At 59.2% G+C, this 19,898-nt stretch carries 19 protein-coding genes; 8 read left to right on the top strand and 11 right to left on the bottom strand.

The annotated features are described in order from the left end of the window. Positions 1 to 23 precede the first annotated feature (23 nt). Positions 24 to 1,622 (bottom strand): DUF1302 domain-containing protein, encoded by a 1,599-nt coding sequence (locus SB756_RS04180; protein ID WP_410910229.1) that lies wholly within the window; start codon positions 1,620 to 1,622, stop codon positions 24 to 26. Positions 1,623 to 1,926: 304 nt separating this feature from the next. Here SB756_RS04180 and SB756_RS04175 point away from each other — a divergent pair, with 304 nt between their 5' ends. Genes SB756_RS04175 through SB756_RS04160 form a run of 4 tightly spaced genes read left to right on the top strand, consistent with a single transcriptional unit; the run spans position 1,927 to position 5,899 of the window. Next, positions 1,927 to 2,412 (top strand): PaaI family thioesterase, encoded by a 486-nt coding sequence (locus tag SB756_RS04175; RefSeq protein WP_341798478.1) that lies wholly within the window; start codon positions 1,927 to 1,929, stop codon positions 2,410 to 2,412. Positions 2,413 to 2,417: 5 nt separating this feature from the next. Next, entirely contained in the window at positions 2,418 to 3,434 is a 1,017-nt protein-coding gene (locus SB756_RS04170; RefSeq protein ID WP_341798477.1) for an NAD(P)H-dependent flavin oxidoreductase, read from the top strand. Beyond that, a complete protein-coding gene (locus SB756_RS04165) occupies positions 3,427 to 4,683 on the top strand; it encodes an acetyl-CoA hydrolase/transferase family protein (protein ID WP_410910228.1) in 1,257 nt (418 codons plus the stop codon). The genes SB756_RS04170 and SB756_RS04165 overlap by 8 nt, the downstream gene beginning before the upstream one ends. A 19-nt stretch (positions 4,684 to 4,702) precedes the next feature. Then, a complete protein-coding gene (locus tag SB756_RS04160) occupies positions 4,703 to 5,899 on the top strand; it encodes an acetyl-CoA C-acetyltransferase (RefSeq protein WP_410910227.1) in 1,197 nt (398 codons plus the stop codon). A gap of 93 nt (positions 5,900 to 5,992) precedes the next feature. On the opposite strand, the gene SB756_RS04155 is transcribed toward SB756_RS04160, so the two are convergent. Continuing rightward, entirely contained in the window at positions 5,993 to 6,787 is a 795-nt protein-coding gene (locus SB756_RS04155; RefSeq protein WP_341798474.1) for an enoyl-CoA hydratase/isomerase family protein, read from the bottom strand. A gap of 81 nt (positions 6,788 to 6,868) precedes the next feature. Continuing rightward, positions 6,869 to 7,783 carry an SDR family oxidoreductase gene (locus SB756_RS04150; protein WP_400733350.1) on the bottom strand — a complete coding sequence of 305 codons (915 nt, stop codon included), beginning with the start codon at positions 7,781 to 7,783 and terminating at the stop codon, positions 6,869 to 6,871. A gap of 326 nt (positions 7,784 to 8,109) precedes the next feature. On the opposite strand from SB756_RS04150, the gene SB756_RS04145 reads away from it, so the two are divergent. Further along, positions 8,110 to 8,904 carry an IclR family transcriptional regulator gene (locus SB756_RS04145; RefSeq protein ID WP_341798472.1) on the top strand — a complete coding sequence of 265 codons (795 nt, stop codon included), beginning with the start codon at positions 8,110 to 8,112 and terminating at the stop codon, positions 8,902 to 8,904. A gap of 60 nt (positions 8,905 to 8,964) precedes the next feature. Here SB756_RS04145 and SB756_RS04140 read toward each other — a convergent pair whose 3' ends face one another. From SB756_RS04140 to SB756_RS04130, 3 genes are read right to left on the bottom strand one after another with little or no spacing between them, the layout of a single operon-like run. Further along, entirely contained in the window at positions 8,965 to 10,119 is a 1,155-nt protein-coding gene (locus SB756_RS04140) for an acyl-CoA dehydrogenase family protein (RefSeq protein ID WP_341798471.1), read from the bottom strand. Positions 10,120 to 10,129: 10 nt separating this feature from the next. Then, complete coding sequence (locus tag SB756_RS04135) at positions 10,130 to 11,341, bottom strand: acyl-CoA dehydrogenase family protein (protein WP_410910226.1); 1,212 nt, start codon at positions 11,339 to 11,341, stop codon at positions 10,130 to 10,132. A gap of 12 nt (positions 11,342 to 11,353) precedes the next feature. Further along, positions 11,354 to 12,130, bottom strand: coding sequence for an SDR family NAD(P)-dependent oxidoreductase (locus SB756_RS04130; RefSeq protein ID WP_410910225.1), 777 nt, complete (start codon positions 12,128 to 12,130; stop codon positions 11,354 to 11,356). A 48-nt stretch (positions 12,131 to 12,178) separates the two neighbouring features. Here SB756_RS04130 and SB756_RS04125 point away from each other — a divergent pair, with 48 nt between their 5' ends. Genes SB756_RS04125 through SB756_RS04115 form a run of 3 tightly spaced genes read left to right on the top strand, consistent with a single transcriptional unit; the run spans position 12,179 to position 14,817 of the window. Beyond that, positions 12,179 to 13,015 carry an IclR family transcriptional regulator gene (locus tag SB756_RS04125; RefSeq protein ID WP_341798468.1) on the top strand — a complete coding sequence of 279 codons (837 nt, stop codon included), beginning with the start codon at positions 12,179 to 12,181 and terminating at the stop codon, positions 13,013 to 13,015. A gap of 34 nt (positions 13,016 to 13,049) precedes the next feature. Beyond that, on the top strand, positions 13,050 to 13,982 hold the full coding sequence (locus SB756_RS04120) for an NmrA/HSCARG family protein (protein ID WP_341798467.1): 933 nt from the start codon (positions 13,050 to 13,052) through the stop codon (positions 13,980 to 13,982). A 40-nt stretch (positions 13,983 to 14,022) separates the two neighbouring features. Further along, a complete protein-coding gene (locus SB756_RS04115) occupies positions 14,023 to 14,817 on the top strand; it encodes an enoyl-CoA hydratase/isomerase family protein (RefSeq protein ID WP_341798466.1) in 795 nt (264 codons plus the stop codon). Between the two features lie 73 nt (positions 14,818 to 14,890). Here the strand turns inward: SB756_RS04115 and SB756_RS04110 are convergent, their stop codons facing one another. The 5 genes from SB756_RS04110 to SB756_RS04090 form a co-directional block, all read right to left on the bottom strand. Further along, the gene (locus tag SB756_RS04110) at positions 14,891 to 15,982 is read right to left on the bottom strand and encodes an NAD(P)H-dependent flavin oxidoreductase (protein WP_341798465.1); all 1,092 of its coding nucleotides are present in this window, start codon (positions 15,980 to 15,982) and stop codon (positions 14,891 to 14,893) included. Positions 15,983 to 16,038: 56 nt separating this feature from the next. Continuing rightward, positions 16,039 to 16,938, bottom strand: coding sequence for a crotonase/enoyl-CoA hydratase family protein (locus tag SB756_RS04105; protein ID WP_410910224.1), 900 nt, complete (start codon positions 16,936 to 16,938; stop codon positions 16,039 to 16,041). 77 nt (positions 16,939 to 17,015) lie between these two features. Next, positions 17,016 to 17,825: an enoyl-CoA hydratase-related protein gene (locus SB756_RS04100; RefSeq protein ID WP_341798463.1), complete on the bottom strand. Its 810-nt coding sequence runs from the start codon at positions 17,823 to 17,825 to the stop codon at positions 17,016 to 17,018. Next, positions 17,825 to 18,739, bottom strand: a complete 915-nt coding sequence (locus tag SB756_RS04095; RefSeq protein ID WP_341798462.1) for a crotonase/enoyl-CoA hydratase family protein — start codon at positions 18,737 to 18,739, stop codon at positions 17,825 to 17,827. Before SB756_RS04095 ends, SB756_RS04100 begins: the two co-directional genes overlap by 1 nt. 164 nt (positions 18,740 to 18,903) lie before the next feature. Beyond that, entirely contained in the window at positions 18,904 to 19,827 is a 924-nt protein-coding gene (locus tag SB756_RS04090) for an SDR family NAD(P)-dependent oxidoreductase (RefSeq protein ID WP_341798461.1), read from the bottom strand. Positions 19,828 to 19,898: the final 71 nt, after the last annotated feature.

Genomic DNA, 19,898 nt, shown 5'->3' with positions numbered 1-19,898 from the left:
GCCTCGTGGTGAATATCGGCAGGTCAGAAGGTCGTCTGGTAGGTCAACGACACCCACGCCTTGTCCAGGTACGGCGCCCCAAGAATCAGGTTGTCCGAGTCACTTTTCTTCTGGTCGTAATAGGTAACGGCGAGGTCTACGAAATGACGTGAATAGGCTTCTGCAGAAATACCCACCTTGGCGGTGGTGAACCCTTCGCTGCCACCGCCATTGGTAGGGGCGTTGCCACTGAGGTTTCTAGAAAGAAAAATCGGCAGCTTGAGATCGATGCTGGGGAACACCTGGACCCATGTCGGGGTAAAGGCCACCGCGACAGAGTAAAACTCATCATCGGAACAACCGAGCATCTTGGCGTTGCTGTCGCAGCCGGCGTTGTAACCCTTGGCGCGGTAGGCGCTGCGGTTGTCAGTGACCTTGTCCAGCTTGGCCCAGGCCAGTTCACCGGAAAGGCTGGCCGAATCGAAGAGCGCGCTATCACCATAGGTCTGCACGGCATTGACCAAGGCATGCCACGTAGAGCCGCGCGCGCCCTCCAGGCGATGAGCCTGGTCAGCAGCGGCACCACTGGAGTTGAGCGGCATGTTCTCGCGATAGGACAACTCAGCGCCGACCGACGTACCCCCGATGTTGCTGCTGACGCTCAGGCCATAGAGCTTGATATCCTTGGCGTAGACGGCGTGCACCAGACCAGTGGCGAAGTCACGCTGGGAGACCCACGCAGACTTTTCATCGAAACGGCGGTAGTACAGGCCCAGCGTGCCATCAAACCAGTCCGGTCGATAACGCACCGACAGGCCGTAGTCCCCCTTGTCGCCCTCGATAGCCTTGCCCCGGCCAACGTTGGGGCCTTCGAGTATCGCATCGCTCCCCGCAAAGTAAGTGCCGCCTTCCGGGATACGATTCGGGTCCCACTCGAACAGGTACTGGCCTGCCACGACAATCTGGTCGCTGGCCTGGGTCATGAACGATATCTGGTCTATCGGCAAGGCCGTTTCTTTGGCCGATGCACCTGGGTTGGCGGTCGCTTTGCGCTGGTCCGCCGGCGCTTGCGAGTACGAAACTGCGTTAGTGCTGCCGAATAACCCCTCGCCCCAGATTACCGCATGCTGGCCAAGGCGCAGGTCCGTCGGGAGCCCTGCGGGCTCAAAGCGGCCATACACGTAGGCGTCAAGAAACTCGCCGGAAGGGCCTGCGTAATACCGCTTTACGATAGGGGTAAATCGATTGTCAACGTAGCTCGTGCCACCGGGGACTGTCGCTGGGTTCTTGCCGTCGTACGCCTCGTCGTACCAGGCCGCTGCACTCAGACGGGCACCGTAACGCCCCTGGTAGTTCAGGTCTATCTCACTGAGCAAGTCAAGACGGTTGCTGATGGTGTCGTATTTGTCGAACGCGGCGTTGCTCTGGTCGTAAGCGCCACCCCCTGCGCGGTCGATCAAATGGCTCTGGTCCTGCAAGCGCATGGCCCAGTTGTAACGCACCGTGTTATCCCAACGGAGACGGAAATCGGAATCACCCAAGTCAACTTCGAACGCCTGGGCCTGGCCTACCGTCATGCACGCGATCGCTACGCCCAGCAAATGGGGCTGCAAGCGCCCCGGTGACATCGCCTTCATCATCATTGATAACCCATTTTGGCTTTTTTATTGGAAGGGTACGGCAGTCGCAAATTCATATTTATGAATGGAGTTCCATAAATAGACCAGATAATTCCGGCACGCAAGGAGGCATGGGAAAATTTCAAAGCCGCGTGGCTTTAGCTGTTTCAGCGATCAACCCGTTAGGAACCTAGCTGGCGCTCGTCCTTAAAATGCCCATCAAGCGAATAATCGTATTGATATGTGAACGGCGTTCAGTATAAATTCATCTGAATTCGTCACTGCATTACAGGCTTTTTCCGAACGCGCGCCGAGGGCACAGCGGCACATGAACGCTATAGAGCACCCCCTGACATCTACGCAGCTGCAACGGGTCATCGACGCCAATGCATTCAGCTCCTGGTTGCAACTTCGTGTTCACCGGGTCAGCAAGAACGGTATCGAACTGCACCTGCCGAGCCGTCCAGAGATGCTTGGCACCGAGGCATTGCAGCGGGTGCACGGAGGCGTCATCTCCAGCCTCATCGATGTCGCTTGCGGATACGCGGCGATGTGCGTCAGTGGTCGCGGGGTCAGCACCGTCAGCCTGCAAACCGATTTTCATCGCGCAGGCACACCCGGTGCGCTGCGCGTCGAAGGTTGCGTGGTGCATCTGGGTGGGCGCCTGTGTACGGCGCATGCACGCGTGCTGGACAGCGCAGGCACGCTGTTGGCCAGCGGCCGCTGCACCCTCTACATGAGCCGTGAAGCACACCCAGCGCTTGCGCTCAATCCGCCCACGGCAGCCTCGCCGGACGCTTCATTTCAGAGGTAACAGCAATGCGAGAGTCATTGTTCACGACCCGCATCACAGAACTTCTCGGCATTCGTCACCCGATTCTGTGTGGCGGCCTGGGCCCGGCACTTGCAGACGCCGAGTATGTAGCTGCGGTGGTCAACGCGGGCGGCATGGGGTTTCTGGTCGCGGCCGGCTTCCCTGACCCAGCGGTGTTTCGCGATCAATTGCTACGCTGTCGGCAGCTCACAGGCGGCCAAGGTTTTGGCGTCAACTTGTATATCTCTCGCCAGGCTGGCGGAGCCCAACGCCTTGAGCGGCAGATACAGGTGCTTATCGAAGAAGGCGTGAAGTGCGTGGAAACCGCTGGCGCCAGCCCCGAAGCAGTGCTACCGGCACTGCGCGACGCGGGCATCAAGGTGCTGCACAAAGTACCCGCCGTACGTTACGCGCGCAGTGCCGCACGGCTAGGCGTTGATGCGGTCATCGTGGTTGGTAACGACTGCGGCGGTCACCCCGGCATTCATGGCATCAGCAGCATGGTCCAGGCTGCACAGGCCACGGCTGAACTCAGCGTACCGATCGTGATTGCCGGGGGCATAGGCACTGGCCGCCAGCTGGCGGCCACCCTGGCCATGGGTGCCGACGCCATCCTCATGGGTTCACGCATGCTGGTGGCCAAGGAACTGGCAATCCATGAAGCCTATAAAGCCCAGGTGGTAGGCGGCGACGGCACCGAGAGCATCGTGGTCAAGACCGGCCTGCGGGACCATCACCGGGTACTCCTCAACGAAAGCGCCAAGGCCGTTGCCGCGCTCGATGCCACTGGGGCCAGCGACTTCGAGCAGTACCGGCCGCACGTGGTTGGCGCCCTTGCAACCGAGGCCTATAGAAGCGGCGACAGCCGCCTGGGCATGCTCGACTACGGCCCTGCTGTGGTATTCGCCGACGCCATCAAGCCTGTTGAGGCCATCTTTGACGACATCATCGATGATGCGCGCCATGCCATGACCCGTCTCGGCCAACTGACCCGCCCTCACAAGACAAATGACCATGACTGAATTGCTGACTTGCGAACACTCACCCGACCTCAGCGGCCTGGTGAAGCGCGGAGATACCGTGATGTGGGGGCAGGCCAATGCCGAGCCCCTGGCGTTGACCCGGGCATTGATGCAACAGCGTCAGCGTATCGGCAATTTTCGCGTTTTCCTCGGGATAACCGACAGCGACACCTGTCGCCCCGAGCATGCCGACTGCATTGAGTTCCTCTCCTATTGCGGCAGCGGCGAGAACAGGGCGCTGGCCAAGGCAGGCGCACTTCAGATTCTGCCAAGCCACTATTCCGAGTTTCCCAACCTGATCCGCCAAGGCCTTCTGAAGGTGGATGTGCTGATGCTGCAACTGGCTCCCGCGGACGCATTGGGGCGGTACAGCCTTGGGCTTGCCCACGAATACCTTCTACCTGCCTTGGAGAAGGCCAGGCTGGTCATTGCCGAAGTGAATCAGGCATGCCCCTGGACGTATGGCGAGCGCTACCTGCACGCCAACGAACTTGACCTGATCGTGCACACCAACCGTCCTCCACTGCAAAGCCGAGCCATAGCGCCCGGCCCGGTAGAGCGCGACATCGCCCAGCGCGTTGCCGAGCGCATCCAGCACGGCTCCACCCTCCAACTGGGGATTGGTGCAATGCCGGAAGCCGTACTTCAGGCCCTGCATGGTCATCGCGAGCTAGGCGTGCATTCGGGAACTATCGGCGATGGCGTAGCCGAGCTCATGCAACGCGGCGTGATTACCAATTCCCGTAAGCGCCTGGACAAAGGGGTCACGGTGGCTGGCGTACTGATGGGCAGTGAGGCGTTGCACCGCTTTGCTCATGGCAACCCGTCCATCCGCATGCGCTCTACCGCCTATACCCATTGCGCGCAAACCCTCGCGGCTCAACATCAATTTGTGGCCATCAACTCGGCAATCGAGGTTGACCTGACCGGGCAAATCAACGCTGAAAGCGTGGGTGGCAACTACATTGGCGCGCTCGGTGGCGCTGTCGACTTCCTGCGCGGGGCACGACAGTCCCGGGGCGGCCTGCCAATCATTGCCCTGCCCTCCACTGCCGGGGCGCGCAGCCGTATCGTTTCCCAACTCAGTGGCCCAGTCAGCACCCCGCGCAGCGACGCCGGGTTGATCGTAACCGAGTACGGCGTTGCCGACCTGCGCGGCTTGAGCCTCAGCCAGCGTGCCCGCTGCATGATTGAAATTGCCCACCCCGATTATCGCGAACAACTGAAACGAGACGCCGCCAGCCTTTAGCTGGCAACAGGAGCCCACCATGAGACGTGCAGCAATTGTCGCCCCCTTGCGAACCCCCGTCGGTACTTTCGGGGGTAGCCTGCGGCCACTTGCCGTAGAGGTACTTGGCGCCCATGTAGTGAACGCAGTTTTGAACAAAAGCGGCCTGGACCCCGCGCGTATCGACGATATCGTCTTCGCCCAGTCCTACGCCAACAGCGAAACCCCTTGCGTGGGCCGCTGGATCGGCCTGCAGGCTGGCCTGCCGGTGGAAGTGCCGGGCATGCAGTTGGACCGGCGCTGCGGTGGCGGCCTGCAGGCGGTCTTGAGTGCCGCCATGATGGTACAAACCGGCGCCGCTGATGTAGTGGTCGCGGGTGGCGTCGAGAGCATGAGCAATATCGAGTACTACAGCACCGATATGCGCTGGGGCTCACGGGCTGGGACGGTCAAGCTGCATGACCGCCTCGAGCGTGGGCGTGAACGCTCTCAACCGGAAGAGCGCTTCGGCTTCATCTCCGGGATGATCGAAACGGCAGAAAATCTTGCCCGCAGCTATGGCATCAGCCGTGAGGCCAGCGATGCCTACGCGATTGAAAGCCACCGTCGAGCAGCACAAGCCTGGGCCGAAGGCCGGTTCGAAGCCGAAGTCGTCCCGGTCAGTGTGCCGCAACGCAAGGGCGAACCCATTCTATTCAGTCGCGATGAAGGTATCCGTGCCGATGCCAACCTGGAAAGCCTGGGCAAATTGCGCACACTGGTGCGTGACGGCACCGTGACTGCAGGCAACTCCAGTCAGCAAAACGACGCGGCAGCGGCCTGCTTGGTGGTCGCCGAGGACAAGCTCGCCGAATTGGGGCTGGAACCCATGGGCTTTCTGGTTGGCTGGGCAGCTGCGGGTTGCGAGCCCTCGCAAATGGGCATAGGCCCGGTGCCCGCCGTGCACAAGCTGCTGGCAAGGACTGGCCTGAGCCTGGAGCAGATGGACCTGGTGGAGTTGAATGAGGCGTTCGCCTGCCAGGTGCTGGCGGTTCTGAAGGGGTGGCAATGGCATGACACCGAACGGCTGAACGTGAATGGCTCGGGCATCTCACTGGGCCACCCCATTGGTGCTACGGGCGTGCGCATGTTGACCACATTGCTGCATGAGCTGCAGCGACGCCAAGGACGCTACGGTCTGGAAACCATGTGCATCGGCGGCGGCCAAGGGTTGGCTGCAATCTTCGAACGCTACTAGCTGTAACGTGGGAACAGGAAATTACACTGTTCCCACACTGAGCAAAGGGCCGCATGCGGCCCGTTGTCTTGAAACCCATTCGCCTGACAGCGCTCACCGCCCTTTGAAGACTGGCTTGCGCTTTTCACGGAATGCGTTCACCGCTTCCTGGTGATCTTCAGTCAAATTCGACAATGCCTCATAGGCCAGCGACGCGTCGATGACGGATGTCACCGCTTGCTTGAGCACAATGTTCATGGACGCCTTGGTCCACTGGATGGCGTAAGCTGCGCCGTTGGCAAGCCGCGTAGCCATTTCCTGAACCCGATCATCCAGCGCCTCGGGGGCGACTGCGTAATTGATCAGGCCGATTTTTTCGGCAAGCTCGGCGGTTAACGCATCACCGGTGAGCAAGTACTCTTTTGCTTTGGCAAACCCGACCAATTGAGGCCAGATCGCTGCCCCACCGTCGCCCGCAACGAAGCCAACAGCGACATGTGGGTCACCAATCTTGGCCGGCAACGCCGCGTAGCTGATATCGCAGTACAACGCCAGGGTCGCGCCCAGGCCAATGGCATGGCCATTGATCTTGGCGATGATGGGCTTCTGGCAATCGAGCATTGAAAAAACGATCTGCTTGCCCCGGCGCATACTGTCGAAAAAGCGCTGAGGCTCGTCGATGACCTTCTGCATTTCTTCGATATCACCGCCGGCACTGAACGCACGCCCGGCGCCCGTCAGAACGATTACCCGGGTATCGGCATCATGACCCGCCTCGATGAACACCCTCGACAGCTCTTTATCCATATCATCATCAATGGCATTGAGCGTATCCGGCCGATTCAGGGTGATCGTCAGGATGCCGTTATTGCGCTCTAGCTTGAGCGCCTCGTAGCTTGAAAGATTCATTGGTGTCCTCATCTTGCTGCCCCTATCCGGGCGCATCATCAATATAGGCGAAGCGACCTTGCCAGTGTCATGACGCTGGGCTCAAACAGGGTCCCAGGAGAACACATCACCCGAGCGCTCGACCGGTACGAACGAGCCCTTGAGGGCGGGCATGCCGTGCTCGGCCAAGGATTCAGGCGTCCAGCCCTCGGACCGCTGGACCGAGCGGATCGGCCGAGGCTGACTCATCAGGAAGATTTCATTGTTGCGCACGGCAAACACCTGCGCATTGACAGCCTGGGCTTGATCGCTGGCCAGGTAGACGCAGATAGGTGCGATCTTGGCGGGTGTCATCTGCTTGATTTTCTCGACCCGCGCCTGCTGCTCTGGGGTGTCGGTGGGGATGGCACCAATCATGCGACTGAAGGCAAAGGGCGCGACACAGTTCGAACGCACATTGAAACGCTCCATGTCCAGCGCAATGGATTTGGACAAGGCCATGATGCCCAGCTTGGCAGCATTGTAATTGGCCTGGCCGAGGTTGCCGATGAGCCCTGAGGTAGAGGTCATGTGAATGAAGCAGCCCGCCTCCTGCTCCTTGAAATAGTTAGCCGCAGCGCGGCTGACGTAGAATGACCCGTACAAATGAACCTTGAGCACCGCATCGAACTCTTCAGCACTCATTTTGTGGAAGAACCGGTCACGTAGAATGCCCGCATTATTGACCACGCAATCGATCCTGCCGAATCGTTGCACCGTCTGCTCAACCATGCGCGCAGCGCCCGCCTGGTCCGAGACACTGTCCGTATTGGCCATGGCCTCGCCACCGGCAGCAATGATCTCGTCCACCACCCGCTGTGCCGGGCCCACATCTGCGCCCTCGCCCGACACAGAAGCGCCGACATCATTGACCACGACCTTGGCCCCATGCTGCGCCATCAGCAGGGCAATATCACGCCCGATACCACCGCCGGCGCCAGTCACCAGAACGACCTTACCTTCGACCATTACCGCCATATGATTTGCTCCATAACGTTGTACGCGCGCTGCAAAAGCGCACAGGGCCATGCATTGCTGATAGCTCGCAACAGCTCAGCTGCAAATCATAATAATGAACGTTGTTCGCATACGCAAACATTAGGTAGGTTACTAAGTACCTTTGAGTTATGGCTTGCCGCTCACACGGTATGCTGAAAGCGAGACAAATAGCGGTGCGCAGGGCGAAATCGGCACTAATCTAAATGGAGGGTCACAACTGAACGGTATTTGATATACTGCACGTGACTTGCAAGGCGCCGCTGAGTGCCCGCTGCATCAACAATTTCACCCACAAGGGTCAATTCATGAAAAAAAGGGAAGATGAAGTGGACGCCACTGAAACGCCAGCTTCGCTGGGCCCTCGATCGGTCACTCGGATTCTTGGTCTTTTTGAGGTCCTCGCTAAATCCCCGGACGGGATGTCCCTGGCAGAGCTCAGCAGCACCCTGGAATCTCCCAAGAGCAGCTTGCTGACGTTGCTGCGGCCGCTGGTCGCCGAGGGTTACCTTAACCACACAACCAGCCGCTATCACCTTGGGCCGTTCATCTATCGGCTGGCCGGCAATATCTTGGCCACTCGGAATTTCTCCAAGATGATGCGTCCGTACCTGCACGACCTCGCAAGTAAGACTGGCGAAAGCATCTACCTGTCGGTCATTGACATGGAGACCCAGATGGTCACCCATATCGATGGCATCGATTCGCAGAACCCTGTGCGTTACGTATCGCCATTGGGCGCACCTCGGCCATTGCATTGCACGGCACCTGGCCGATTGCTCCTGGCTTACCAAGACGAAAAAACGCAAGAGCGTTACCTGCGCACTGCCAAGCTCAAGGCGATGACCTGGAGAACCGTCACGGATCGCAGCACACTCAAGAAACAGCTCAAGGAAATCCGCGAGAGCGGCATCTCCATCAGTATCAGTGAGCTCAGCGAGGGCGCAGCCGGTATTGCCGCCCCCGTCTTTGACACGGATGGCACCGTCGCCGCAGCGTTGGTGATCGCAGCGCCTGCTGAACGGATGCAGCATAAGCTCAATGATTTGCGGCCATTGCTACTGGAAACCGCCGCTGAGGCATCGGGCCAGCTGAAGCACTGATTCGCTCGTGCACTTGCCAAGGGCCCGCCGGCATACCGGCAGGCCCCGATTGCGCCCTTACTATGCAGCAGCACCCATACCCTGCATTGAGCGCGCGTAGCGCGCCAGGTGATACTCCAACCCGCCCCACCACGCATTGCTCAGCACAAGGCGGCGGTAGTGATGACCAACCCTGAACTCCTCCGTCAATCCGTAGCCGCCATGCAGCTGTATACCCTGCGCGGTGACGAATTTTGCGCTGCGCATGACCTGTGCCTTGCAACCCGAGATCTGGGCGCTGCGCTCGTGCACTGGGGCATCGCCAGCCAATATAGCCAGGCCCCGATGCAGGCTAGCGCGCGCCTGCATGGTTTCGATAGCCATGTCAGCCATACGGTGCTGAAGCGCCTGGAAGCTGCCAATCGGCACCCCAAACTGCTTTCGGGTCTTGAGGTAGTCGGCGCATAGCGCAAGCACATCCTCCATCCCACCTACGATTTCTGCACACTGGTGCACGATCAGCTCATCAATAGCCCGTTGCAATCCGACATAAGCGTGGCCTTCCCTACCCAGCAGGGCATCAGCAGGGACTACTGCATTGTCGAGGATCAAATCCGCAGCCGGTGTGCCGTCAAGAAGGCGTACCGTTTCCACTGACATGCCAGGCGTATCTCGGTCCAGGAGAAAAAGTGACAGGCCATCAAGGCTCGCAGGCTCCCCGGCAGTACGAGCGACCACGATCAACCGATCGCTTTGCGCGGCACAAACCACCGCACTCTTGTGGCCATTCAGGTCGTAGCCGTCACCCCGTCGCTGCGCTGTCGTTGTTACCCACGCCACGTCCCCTCGGGATTCAGGTTCGCTGCAAGCCACTGCCATCAGCGCTTCGCCCGACCCGATCACGGGCAGTAGTTCGGCTTGCTGCGCCTCATCAGCGCAATGCTGCAGCACCGCTGCGGGCAGAAGGCACCCGTGCAAGTACGGTTCGAGCAGCAAACCCCGCCCCATCTCTTCCGCAAGGATTGCCGTTTCCACGGGGCCGAAGCCTATACCGCCAAACGCTTCGGGGATGCCTGCGGCCAACCAGCCCATTTCGGCAAACTCCCGCCAGACCTGCGGTTCGAAACCGCCGCTGGTGGCAATGGCCTTGCGCCTGCTGAAAGCGTAATCCTTCTCCATGAAGCGCCTGGCGTTTTCCTGGAGCATGCGCTGCTCATCGCTCAGATTGAAATCCATGCCACTCCCCTCAAAGATTGAACATTGCCTTGGCGATGATGTTGCGCTGTATTTCGGCAGCCCCACCATAGATGGAACAAGCCCGGCGATAGAACAGTTCAGCCGCCATGCCCGGCGCGAACGCTGGGCCCGTGAATCGCTGATCGCGCAGCGCGCGGTCCTCATTCGGATCTGGGTAGTAGACAGCCCCATAGTCACCCAGCACTTCTACCAGCATCTCGGTCAGTTTCTGGTGCAGCTCGGACCCGCGTACCTTCAGCATCGAGCCGATCGCCATGCCTCCGGTCTGCTCACTAACCCCCAGGTGCAACACCCGTTTGACAGCCATATCAATCGCCATTACTTCCAGCTCGTATTCGGCCAAGCGGTTGGCGAACGTGGGGTCCTGAATCAGCGGCAGCGTACCGGCTCGCTCTTGCGAGGCATAGCGGCGAATCTTGGCCAGGTATCGCTTGAGCGCCGGCGCTTCGGCACCGAGAAACGCGCGCTCGTTGAACAGCAGGAATTTGGTGTAGCCCCACCCTTTGTTTTCCTCGCCCACCAGATTCTCTACAGGCACCCGAACGTTGTCGTAGAACACCTCGGCCAAGTGGTTGCAGCCGTCCAGGCTGGTGATCGGCCGCACCGTCACCCCTGGCGTGGCAAGGTCTACGAGCAAAAAGGAGATGCCTTTTTGCGGCTTGGCTTCAGTGTCGGTGCGCACGAGCAGGAAACACCACTGCCCCCAAATTGCGTTACTGGTCCAGATCTTCTGACCATTGACGATGTAATGGTCGCCGTCGCGAACTGCAGTGGTGCGCAACGAAGCAAGGTCCGACCCCGCCTCAGGCTCTGAAAACCCTTGCACCCAATACACTTCACCTTTTTGTATTGCCGGCAGGAATCGGCGCTTCTGCTCGTCACTGCCAAACTCGCAGATCACCGGGCCAACCAGTGTCACGCCTTGTTGGTTGGGCGATGGCGCACCGGCCAGGTAGCATTCCTCTTCAAAGATGTACCGCTGTTCTGCAGTCCAGTCGGTGCCGCCGTGCTCCTTCGGCCAGAAAGGCACCGACCAACCGCGGGCCTCATGCAGGATTCTTGTCCACTTCAGCGAGTCATCATCGCCCGGCAAGTAGCCTTGCTGGCCACGCCACGCCATGTCGGCAGGCAGGTACTCACGCAAGAAGGTGCGGACCTCCTCTCGGAAAGCTTCGCTGCTTGCGTTGGGTTTAAAATTCATGGGTAGCCTCGCTCAGCGGAAGGAAATCGTATGGCCGCCGTCGACCGCAATCGTCTGGCCATTGATGTAGCCACCCGAGGGGGCTGCCAGCAATACGGCCAGGCCCGCCAGTTCTTCTACCTCGCCAAAGCGCTGGGACGGATTGCGCCCGCGGTACCATTGCACCATCGCATCGTCTTCCCACTGCGACCGCGCCATCTCTGTCTTGAAGGTACCTGGGGCAATGCAGTTGGCAGTGACGCCTTTGCTGGCGAACTCATTGGCCATGTTGCGCACCAGCTGCATATCCGCTGCCTTGGTCAAGCCATAAGTGCCGGTCACCGGGTCGCCTAAAAGGCCGACAACGGAGGCCACCACGATGAAACGCCCGTAGCCGCGCTCCAGCATGCCTGGCATGGTCATTTGCGCCAGCCAGATACTGCTCTGCACGTTTACTTGCATGAATTTGTTGAAGGTTGCCTCCGGCAAGTCCAGCACCGAGCCAATCCAAGGGTGGATCGCGGCATTGGCCATGACAATATCCACGCGCCCCCACTGGGCCATGGCAGTGTCGACCAAATGCTGTAACTCTTCCTTGCTGCCGATGTTACAAGGCACCGCGATCGCTTCACCGCCCGCCGCCCGAATCTCGGCCGCAGCTGTTTCACAGGCTTCGGCTTTGCGGCCGGAGATCACTACCCGGGCGCCATGCTCTGCCATACCTTTGGCACTGGCCAGCCCCAAGCCGCGGCTGGAACCGGTGATGATTGCCACTTTGCCGCGCAGGTCAAACAAGGAAGATACGGTCATTGTGTTCCCTTCTATTTTTATTCGCTGTGCAAATTCTGTATCCACTTAGTGAATTTTGACTATACTCCGATCATCTCAGTCGAGCGCAAGTTAATGAGTTCAGAAACTTCGAAAAACCCAGCACCCGAGGGCGAGAAAGATCGCCAATACGTCACCGCCTTGGCCCGCGGGCTTCAGATATTGCGATGCTTCAGCCATGAAAAGCCCGAGCTGACACCCCAGGAAATCGTGCGCATGACTGGCCTCCCGCAGCCTACGATTTGGCGGCTCTGCCATACCCTCAGCAAAGAGGGCTTCATCGTTTGCGCAGGCGAAAACAACCGCATGGCGCTCGGTTTGCCTGCGCTGGCTTTGGGCTATGCAGCCCTAGTGCGGCAGTCGCTGCCGAAAATTGCCCTGCCGCATATGCAGGCGCTCACCGACAGCCTGCGTGTGGGTATGTCGCTGGCCGTTCGCGACGGCCTGTCGATGCTGTACATACAGCGCACACATGGTGACTTCGTGTACATGAACGACCCCGTGGGCGCCCGGCGCCCTTTCGCCACCGCGCCGACCGGCTGGGCTTGCTTCGCCGCTTACGACACGAATGAGCGCAACGAAGTCCTTGAGGCCCTTGAGCATCATGACCCTAATGCAATGCCCAGCGTGCGCGCCCTGCTCGACCAGGCGTGTACGCAGTATGCGCAGCATGGGTTCATCACCAGCATTGGCGTGATCCACGAGCACCTCAATGCGGTGGCAGTACCCATCCGCTCATTGCGCAGTGGCACTGTCTACGCGCTTTCCGCATCGGGCCTTGCTGCAGAGTGGCCAGAAGAAAGACTCATGGCCGAGGGCCGTCAGCTGGTCGAGTTGGCCAGACAACTTGCAGTCGCGGCCGACTGAAGCAGCCTTTTGTTCATCACCTAAGGAGTTATCAATGTCAGCGATCAAACCCCTGATCCTCGTTACCGGGGCCACAGGTGCACAAGGCGGCGCCACTGCCCGAGCGCTGCTCGCAGAGCATTTTCGCGTGCGCTTTCTGACGCGCAATCCTGACTCGCCAGCGGCTGTAGCCCTGGTCGCCGCTGGCGCTGAAGCCGTGGCGGGTGACATGGAGGATGCAGCCTCGTTAGCGAGCGCCGTCGCAGGTGCATCGGGCGTATTTTCGGTCCAGATACCCGATGCTGCCGGAACAGATGCAGAGCGCCGTCATGGATTTGCATTGATTGAAGCTGCCAAAGCCGCTGGAGTGACCCATTTCGTTCACACTTCGGTCTGCGAAGCGGGCAAGCACACCGCATTTCCACGCTGGGGCAATGATTACTGGTGGCAAAAGTACTGGACCGACAAATGGGACGTAGAAGAGGCCGTACGCAGCGCCGGCTTCAACCATTGGACGGTATTGAAGCCAGCTTTCATGATGGACAACTTCGCTCAGCCCAAAGCCCGCTACATGTTCCCGCACTTACAGCAAGGTCAGATCATCACGGCCCTGGGCCCCGCGACACGTATGCAGCTTGTCGCAGCTGACGACGTCGGCAGGCTTGCTCACGCCGCCTTCAAGGATCCGCAGCATTTTTCGGGTAAAAACATCGACCTGGCGGTTGAAGCACTCACCATGGAAGAGGTGGCAGACGCACTGTCACAGGCGCTGGGCAAACCTGTGTCAGCCCAGTCCGTGAGCCCTGGGCAGGCGGTCGAGGCCGGGTTGTTCGCCGGGTGGGTGCGTTCCCAGGAGTGGACGAACGAAGTGGGCTATCGCGCAGATATCCCGGCGCTCACTCAAGCACTGGGCGATCGCGGCATCGTGCTGACGCCCTTCGCCACCTGGATTGAGCGCCACGCTGCAGAGATCCAGATCGACGCATGACCGACATCGCTCGTGGTTCACCAACAATAAGAGTACAACCATGACCAATCTCTACGACCTTCCCGAAGACATCCAGGTCACCGCCGAGGGCGGCCTACGCATCATTACGCTTAACCGGCCAGACCACCTGAACGCGTCTACTACCGAGATGCTGTTCTCTTACCCCAAGCTTTTTCGTGCCCTGGCCGAGGACCCTGAGGCCAGGGTCGCCATTCTGACTGGCGCAGGGCGTGCGTTCAGCGCAGGCGGCGACATGAATCACTTCGTCAAGACGCTGGACGACACCGACTTCGCCCGCAGTGTGCAGGAGAACGCACGCCGTACCATCCACAGCTTCATCGACCTGCCGATACCGATCATCGCCGCCGTCAATGGGCCGGCCGTTGGCTGGGGGGCGACGATGGCCACCTTGTGCGACATTGTGCTGATATCTGAAACAGCATTTGTGGCCGAGCCCCACATCAATATCGGGCTGGTGGTGGGTGACGGTATCTCAGTATCGTGGCCGCTTTACACCAGCCTGCTACGCGCCAAGGAGCTGATTTTCACGGGTGACCGGATCACTCCACAGCAGGCGGTGGAATTCGGCCTGGCCAATCGCGTGGTAGCGCCTGACAAATTGCTTGAGGAGGCACGGGCATTGGCCGCAAAGCTGCTCAAGCAACCGACCCAAGCGCTGCGCGAGACCAAAAAGCTGATGAACCTGCACCTGCATAACAGCGCAGCACAAGTGCTCGACGCCACACTTGGCCGCCAGTTGGCCGCCACCGTCAGCCCTGAACACCACGCAATCGCTACCCAGTTCATCGAGCAACAAAAACTCAAGCAGAGTTAAAGCCAATAACCTGCACTGCAAATAAAACGCCCCCGGAGCCAAGCTCCAGGGGCGTTTTCGTAAACCGTCGAGCCTATGTCCGCGGGGTAACCAAGCGTATTTCGGATTGCGGGGCTACCCCATCGACGGGGATCTGGAGCGCAAGCCGACGCTGAACCGCTTCGGCTTCGGCGATAATGGTCTTGATCAATTCGGCGATGGTGGGCAAGTCGTGAACCAAGCCAACCGACTGGCCCGAAGCGGTCATGCCTTTATCCAGGTCGCCGGTAGACATGGTCAAGCCATGCATCTGCAGCATCTTGGACATGCGCATCATTGACTCGATCTGGCGCGGGCCCAGCGACAGTGTGTGCTTGACGAGCTTTAGCCAAGGCGTGTTGAGCTCTTTGGCGATGGTGAATGAGTTGAGGAAGATCTCCCAGATATTCAACATCTTCGCATTGACCATACGCTCGGCAGCTGCCGTTTTCATCTGGCGGCAGGGGATGCCATCGAATCGGTCCGAGAAGATGGTGTCCTGCACATCCAGCTCCAAGGCTTTGTTCTTGAAGTTGGCATGCATTGGGCCTTCCTGGGTAACCCAGAACCGGGTACCCATTGATACCCCCGAGGCGCCGAGCGCCAGGGCCCCCACCAAACCGGCACCGTTGGCTACGCCACCTGCGGCAATGATGGGAATGCTTAGAAGTTCAGCCAAGCGAGGGATCAGCACGAAGCTGCCGATTTCCCCCGCATGCCCGGCGGCCTCATAGCCTGCTGCAATCACCGCATCGCAACCGTGCGCTTCTGCCCGCTGCGCCAGTCTGACATCACTGACCGATGCCATGACCTTACCACCGTAGGCATGCGCGGCCTTGACGATCCAGTCGCCCTTGCCCATCGAGTAATTGATGACGGGCACACCTTCCTCGAGCATCACCTTCGCGTTAGCCATACCGTTAGGCAGCGCAAGTGGCGCGTTGGCGCCAAAGGGTTTATCAGTCAAGGTGCGAATTTCCCGAATGGCGGCGCGCGTCACTTCGGGGGGATTGGAGCCCGCACCGTACACCCCAAGGCCGCCAGCATTCGAGACAGCCGCAACCATATTCGGAAACGCGACCCTGCCCATCCCCGCGTTAAGTAACGGGTATTGGATGCCGAACAGTTCGGTAATCGCAGTTTTCATTATCTGAGTCCTTGGACGCTGGCCTGGACCAAGCGTTATTGTTGGGTTTTCAAGGATTACGAGTAAGCGGGCTCGTCCCACCAAGGGAAGTAGTCCGGCATGTCTTCAGACACCGTGCAGGCGAACTCCGGCAGGCGTTTCTCCATAAACGACTGCACACCTTCCTTGGCATCCGGGCTGCGGCCTCGGGTGCAGATGCCCCGGCTTTCAATACGGTGGGCTTCCATGGGGTGAGACATGCCGAGGCTGCGCCAGGCCATCTGCCGCATCAGTGCGATTGAGACCGGGGCGGTGTTATCGGCAATCTCCCGGGCGATTTCGTAGGCCCGCGGCAGTAGCTGTTCATGCGCTACAACTTCACTCACCAGGCCACCCGCCTTGAGTTCATCGGCCGGCATGACACGCCCGCTGTAACTCCACTCAAGCGCCTTGGTAATGCCTACGATACGCGGCAGGAACCAGGACGAGCAGCATTCGAACACGATACCTCGACGGGCATAGACGAAGCCCAGTCTCGCTTTCTCGCTTGCAATGCGGATGTCCATTGGCAGCAGCATGGATGCCCCAATGCCCACGCCAGCACCGTTGATGGCGCCGATCACCGGTTTGAGGCTGTCAAAGATGCGCAGCGCAAGCCTGCCGCCGCCATCTCGCGCCGACTCTTTGCTGTAGTCGAACGAGCCGTCGGGGCGAATCGGCGTATCTTTGTCAGCGCTGCCATTCTTGTCCTTGTCAAAGATGTCAGCGCCTTTGGAAAGATCGGCGCCACCGCAAAAACCTTTGCCCTCCCCCGTCACCACGACGACGCGTACCGCGTCATCCCGGTCAGTCTCATCAAATAGCGCAATGAGCTCGTTCATCATCAGCGAGTTCATTGCGTTAAACACCTCAGGACGGTTAAGCGTCACCGTGGCGATACCGTTTTCGACCTGGTAGCGGATAGTTTCGTAAGTCACAGTTCCATCTCCTCATTGACGGCGTATCACCGCCGCCAGCTTGCAGTACCCAGGGAAACCGCAGCCTCAGGGCGCGGTTACTTGTAAGAGAAATTTGGCGCGCGCTTCTCGAAGAACGCCTTTTGCTTCTCTACTTTGTCTTCGGTGGACTGTGCTACGTAAACCCCTCGACCCTCGAACTCGATGGCCTGCTCCAGGCTGCCCGCATTCATGTTGTGCCATAGCGATTGCTTGGTCACCCAAATGCCCATCGGCACGTTGACCACGATATTCTTGGCAATTTCCAGGCAGGCATCCTGAAGTTCTTCATCGGGTACTGCCCTGAGCACCATGCCAATACGTTCGGCTTCTTCGGCCAGTACTGGCCGCGCGGTCAACAGAATCTCCGCTGCACGCTGTGCGCCAACCGCACGGGGCAGCAGGTAGCTGATACCCAGCTCGGCACCCGACCCGGCGTTGTGAATGGCATTGACAAACTTGGCAGATCTAGCCGCCAGAGTGATGTCGGCCGCCAGTGGGAATGCCAGTGCCATGCCTGCCACGGTGCCGTTGACGCCACAGATGATCGGTTGCGGCAAGTTGCGCATCAACACGGGCAGCGAAGCGATCACATCGATCGTATAGCGTGAATAGAACGGCTTACCCACGCCCTCCGGTACCCAGTCAGCCTTACCTGGGTTTTTCAGATCATGGCCAGTACAGAAATGGCGGTTACCCGCTGCGGTCAGGATCACGACCCGGACTGTAGGGTCGTATTTGATCTGCTTGAAAAGGTCCGCAAGCTCGGTATACATCTCGAACTGAAAGGCATTGGTAGCATCAGGTCGGTTGATGGTGATGCGTTTGACGCCTTCGATCGGCTCGTCAATCAGGAAGTTGTCACTCATCATTCTGCTCCTTTCTCACCATTCAACCAGTGTGCTTTGACCATGCCATCGCCGTAAGGCTCGTCGCGCTTTTTCAGGGCGTCTTTCAGGCCCAGGTCTGCCATGTCCGCCTTGAATTGTGTGCGGCGTGGACCTTGGGTCAGGTGGGCTCGGGCATCCATCTCCGCCGCGAAACGTTGCAAGGTTCTAGCACCCTGCAGTTCAAGTGCAGTGTTGACGATACGCTTGTGCGCCGATAGCAGTTCGGCGTCGACGAAACTGATACGCCGCGCCAGCTCATCGACGGCGCTGTCCAGTTGCTCTACCGGTACGGCATCGAGCACCAGACCAATGCGAGCAGCTTCACGCCCCCACAGGTTGTCGCCGGTCATCAACATACGCTTCGCCCACTGCGGACCTACGTGGTACACCCACATTTGCACAGGCGGCGTGCCATTGGCACGGGCTGCCGGGAAGCCGATCTTGGCGTTTTCCGCACAAATCACGAAGTCGCACATGAGTGCCAAATCGGTACCACCTGCCAAGCAGTTACCTTGCACCTTCGCGATGACCGGCTTGTGCATGTCGAACAGCACCATGTTCAGCTTCTGTGTCTGCTCAAGGTTCCAGCAATCGTCATCGATGGTCTTGTTCGTGGTGCGGTAACGCGTTTGATCCCACGGCGGCGTACCGCCTTCGAAACCCGCATAGGCACCTGCCAGGTCATAGCCAGCGCAGAAGTCTTTACCCGCGCCTTCAAGAATGACCACGGTGACATCATTACGGTCATCGGCCTCGAGCAAGGCATCGCGCAGCTCAGTGAGCATCGCGGGATGCAAAGCGTTGCGTTTTTCGGGACGATTCAGGGTGATGCGGGCAATTCGGTTCTCAACGCTGAACAGTAGGTATTCAGTGCTACGGAGGTGCTTATTCATATTATCTCCATGCGTCTTTGTGAACGATGGTCGATAATATAAACGATAGAACGTGATGGTCAAGCTGATCTAAGACCGGGCTGGGGCCCAGTGCGGACCACAGCCGGAACCTATTCCTCGCCGCCCCCGCAGCCTGCTCAGCGGCGCCTTCTCATGCTGGGTGGTTATCGACAACCAGCGGCGCGCTCAAACAGCCGAGCAGCTATCACTGCCCCGGCTTCGTTGGATTCTCGAGGCAGGTCCATATCCGTCACATTCATTACGTCATCAAAACCGTCGAGCAGCGCTTCGGCGGAGTCGAACGCCCTGCCCCGAGTCTGACCTACGACCACCCTGGAAAGATGCTGACCCACGCTGTGGAAAAGCTCTCCATTGACTGGGCATGACCGGTGGGCGAAAAGCGCAACGGATTCGGCAACGTAGTCAACCGCCATCATTTCAGCCAGGCCCTCAGGCACGTTTTGCCCTTCCCAAGCGCGCGTTGCCGCTACTGGGGCAACACAGTTGACGCGAATATCATATTCTTCACCCTCACTGGCCAGGTATTTGGCGAACCCGGACATTGATGACTTGGCCAGCGAGTAAGCGGGCATGCCCTTTCTTCCCCACAACCCTGCAGCGGAGTTGATCAGCACGACTCGCGCGTGGCCCTGTTCACGAAAAACAGGCCAGCACTGACGCGCAAGTTCCCAGCTGCCGACGGCATTCACGCGCAGGCTCGTGCTGAAGCCCTCCTCGGTTGCTTGTTCAAGGGAAGTCATGGGCATGACAGGACTTGCGTTGTGCACCACTATATGGACCCCGCCGAGTTGCACCGCGGCTTTGACCACTTCTGCTACGCCCTGGGCACTGCCGATGTCGGCAACCACGGGCACTGCAACACCACCCGCCGCCCGAATTTCCTCAACTACAGCCTCGGCGGGCCCTCGGTCACCGCCTTGATCGCCCGTCAAAGCGCAACCGAGGTCATTGACGACTACCGCGGCCCCCCGAGCAGCGAGGTTCAACGCGATAGCTCGCCCCAACCCACGACCAGCCCCTGAAACTATTGCTACCTCACCGTCAAACCGAAGATTCGTGCTGCTCATTGTTGTTGTTCTCCGACCGTTGAATACGAGCATTTTTCACATGAACAAGCGGAAGCTATTCGCATAGCAAA

It is taken from the genome of Pseudomonas sp. SIMBA_068 (genome assembly GCF_046534705.1).
GTDB lineage: Bacteria > Pseudomonadota > Gammaproteobacteria > Pseudomonadales > Pseudomonadaceae > Aquipseudomonas > Aquipseudomonas putida.
This window is presented reverse-complemented; position numbering and strand designations above follow the sequence as displayed.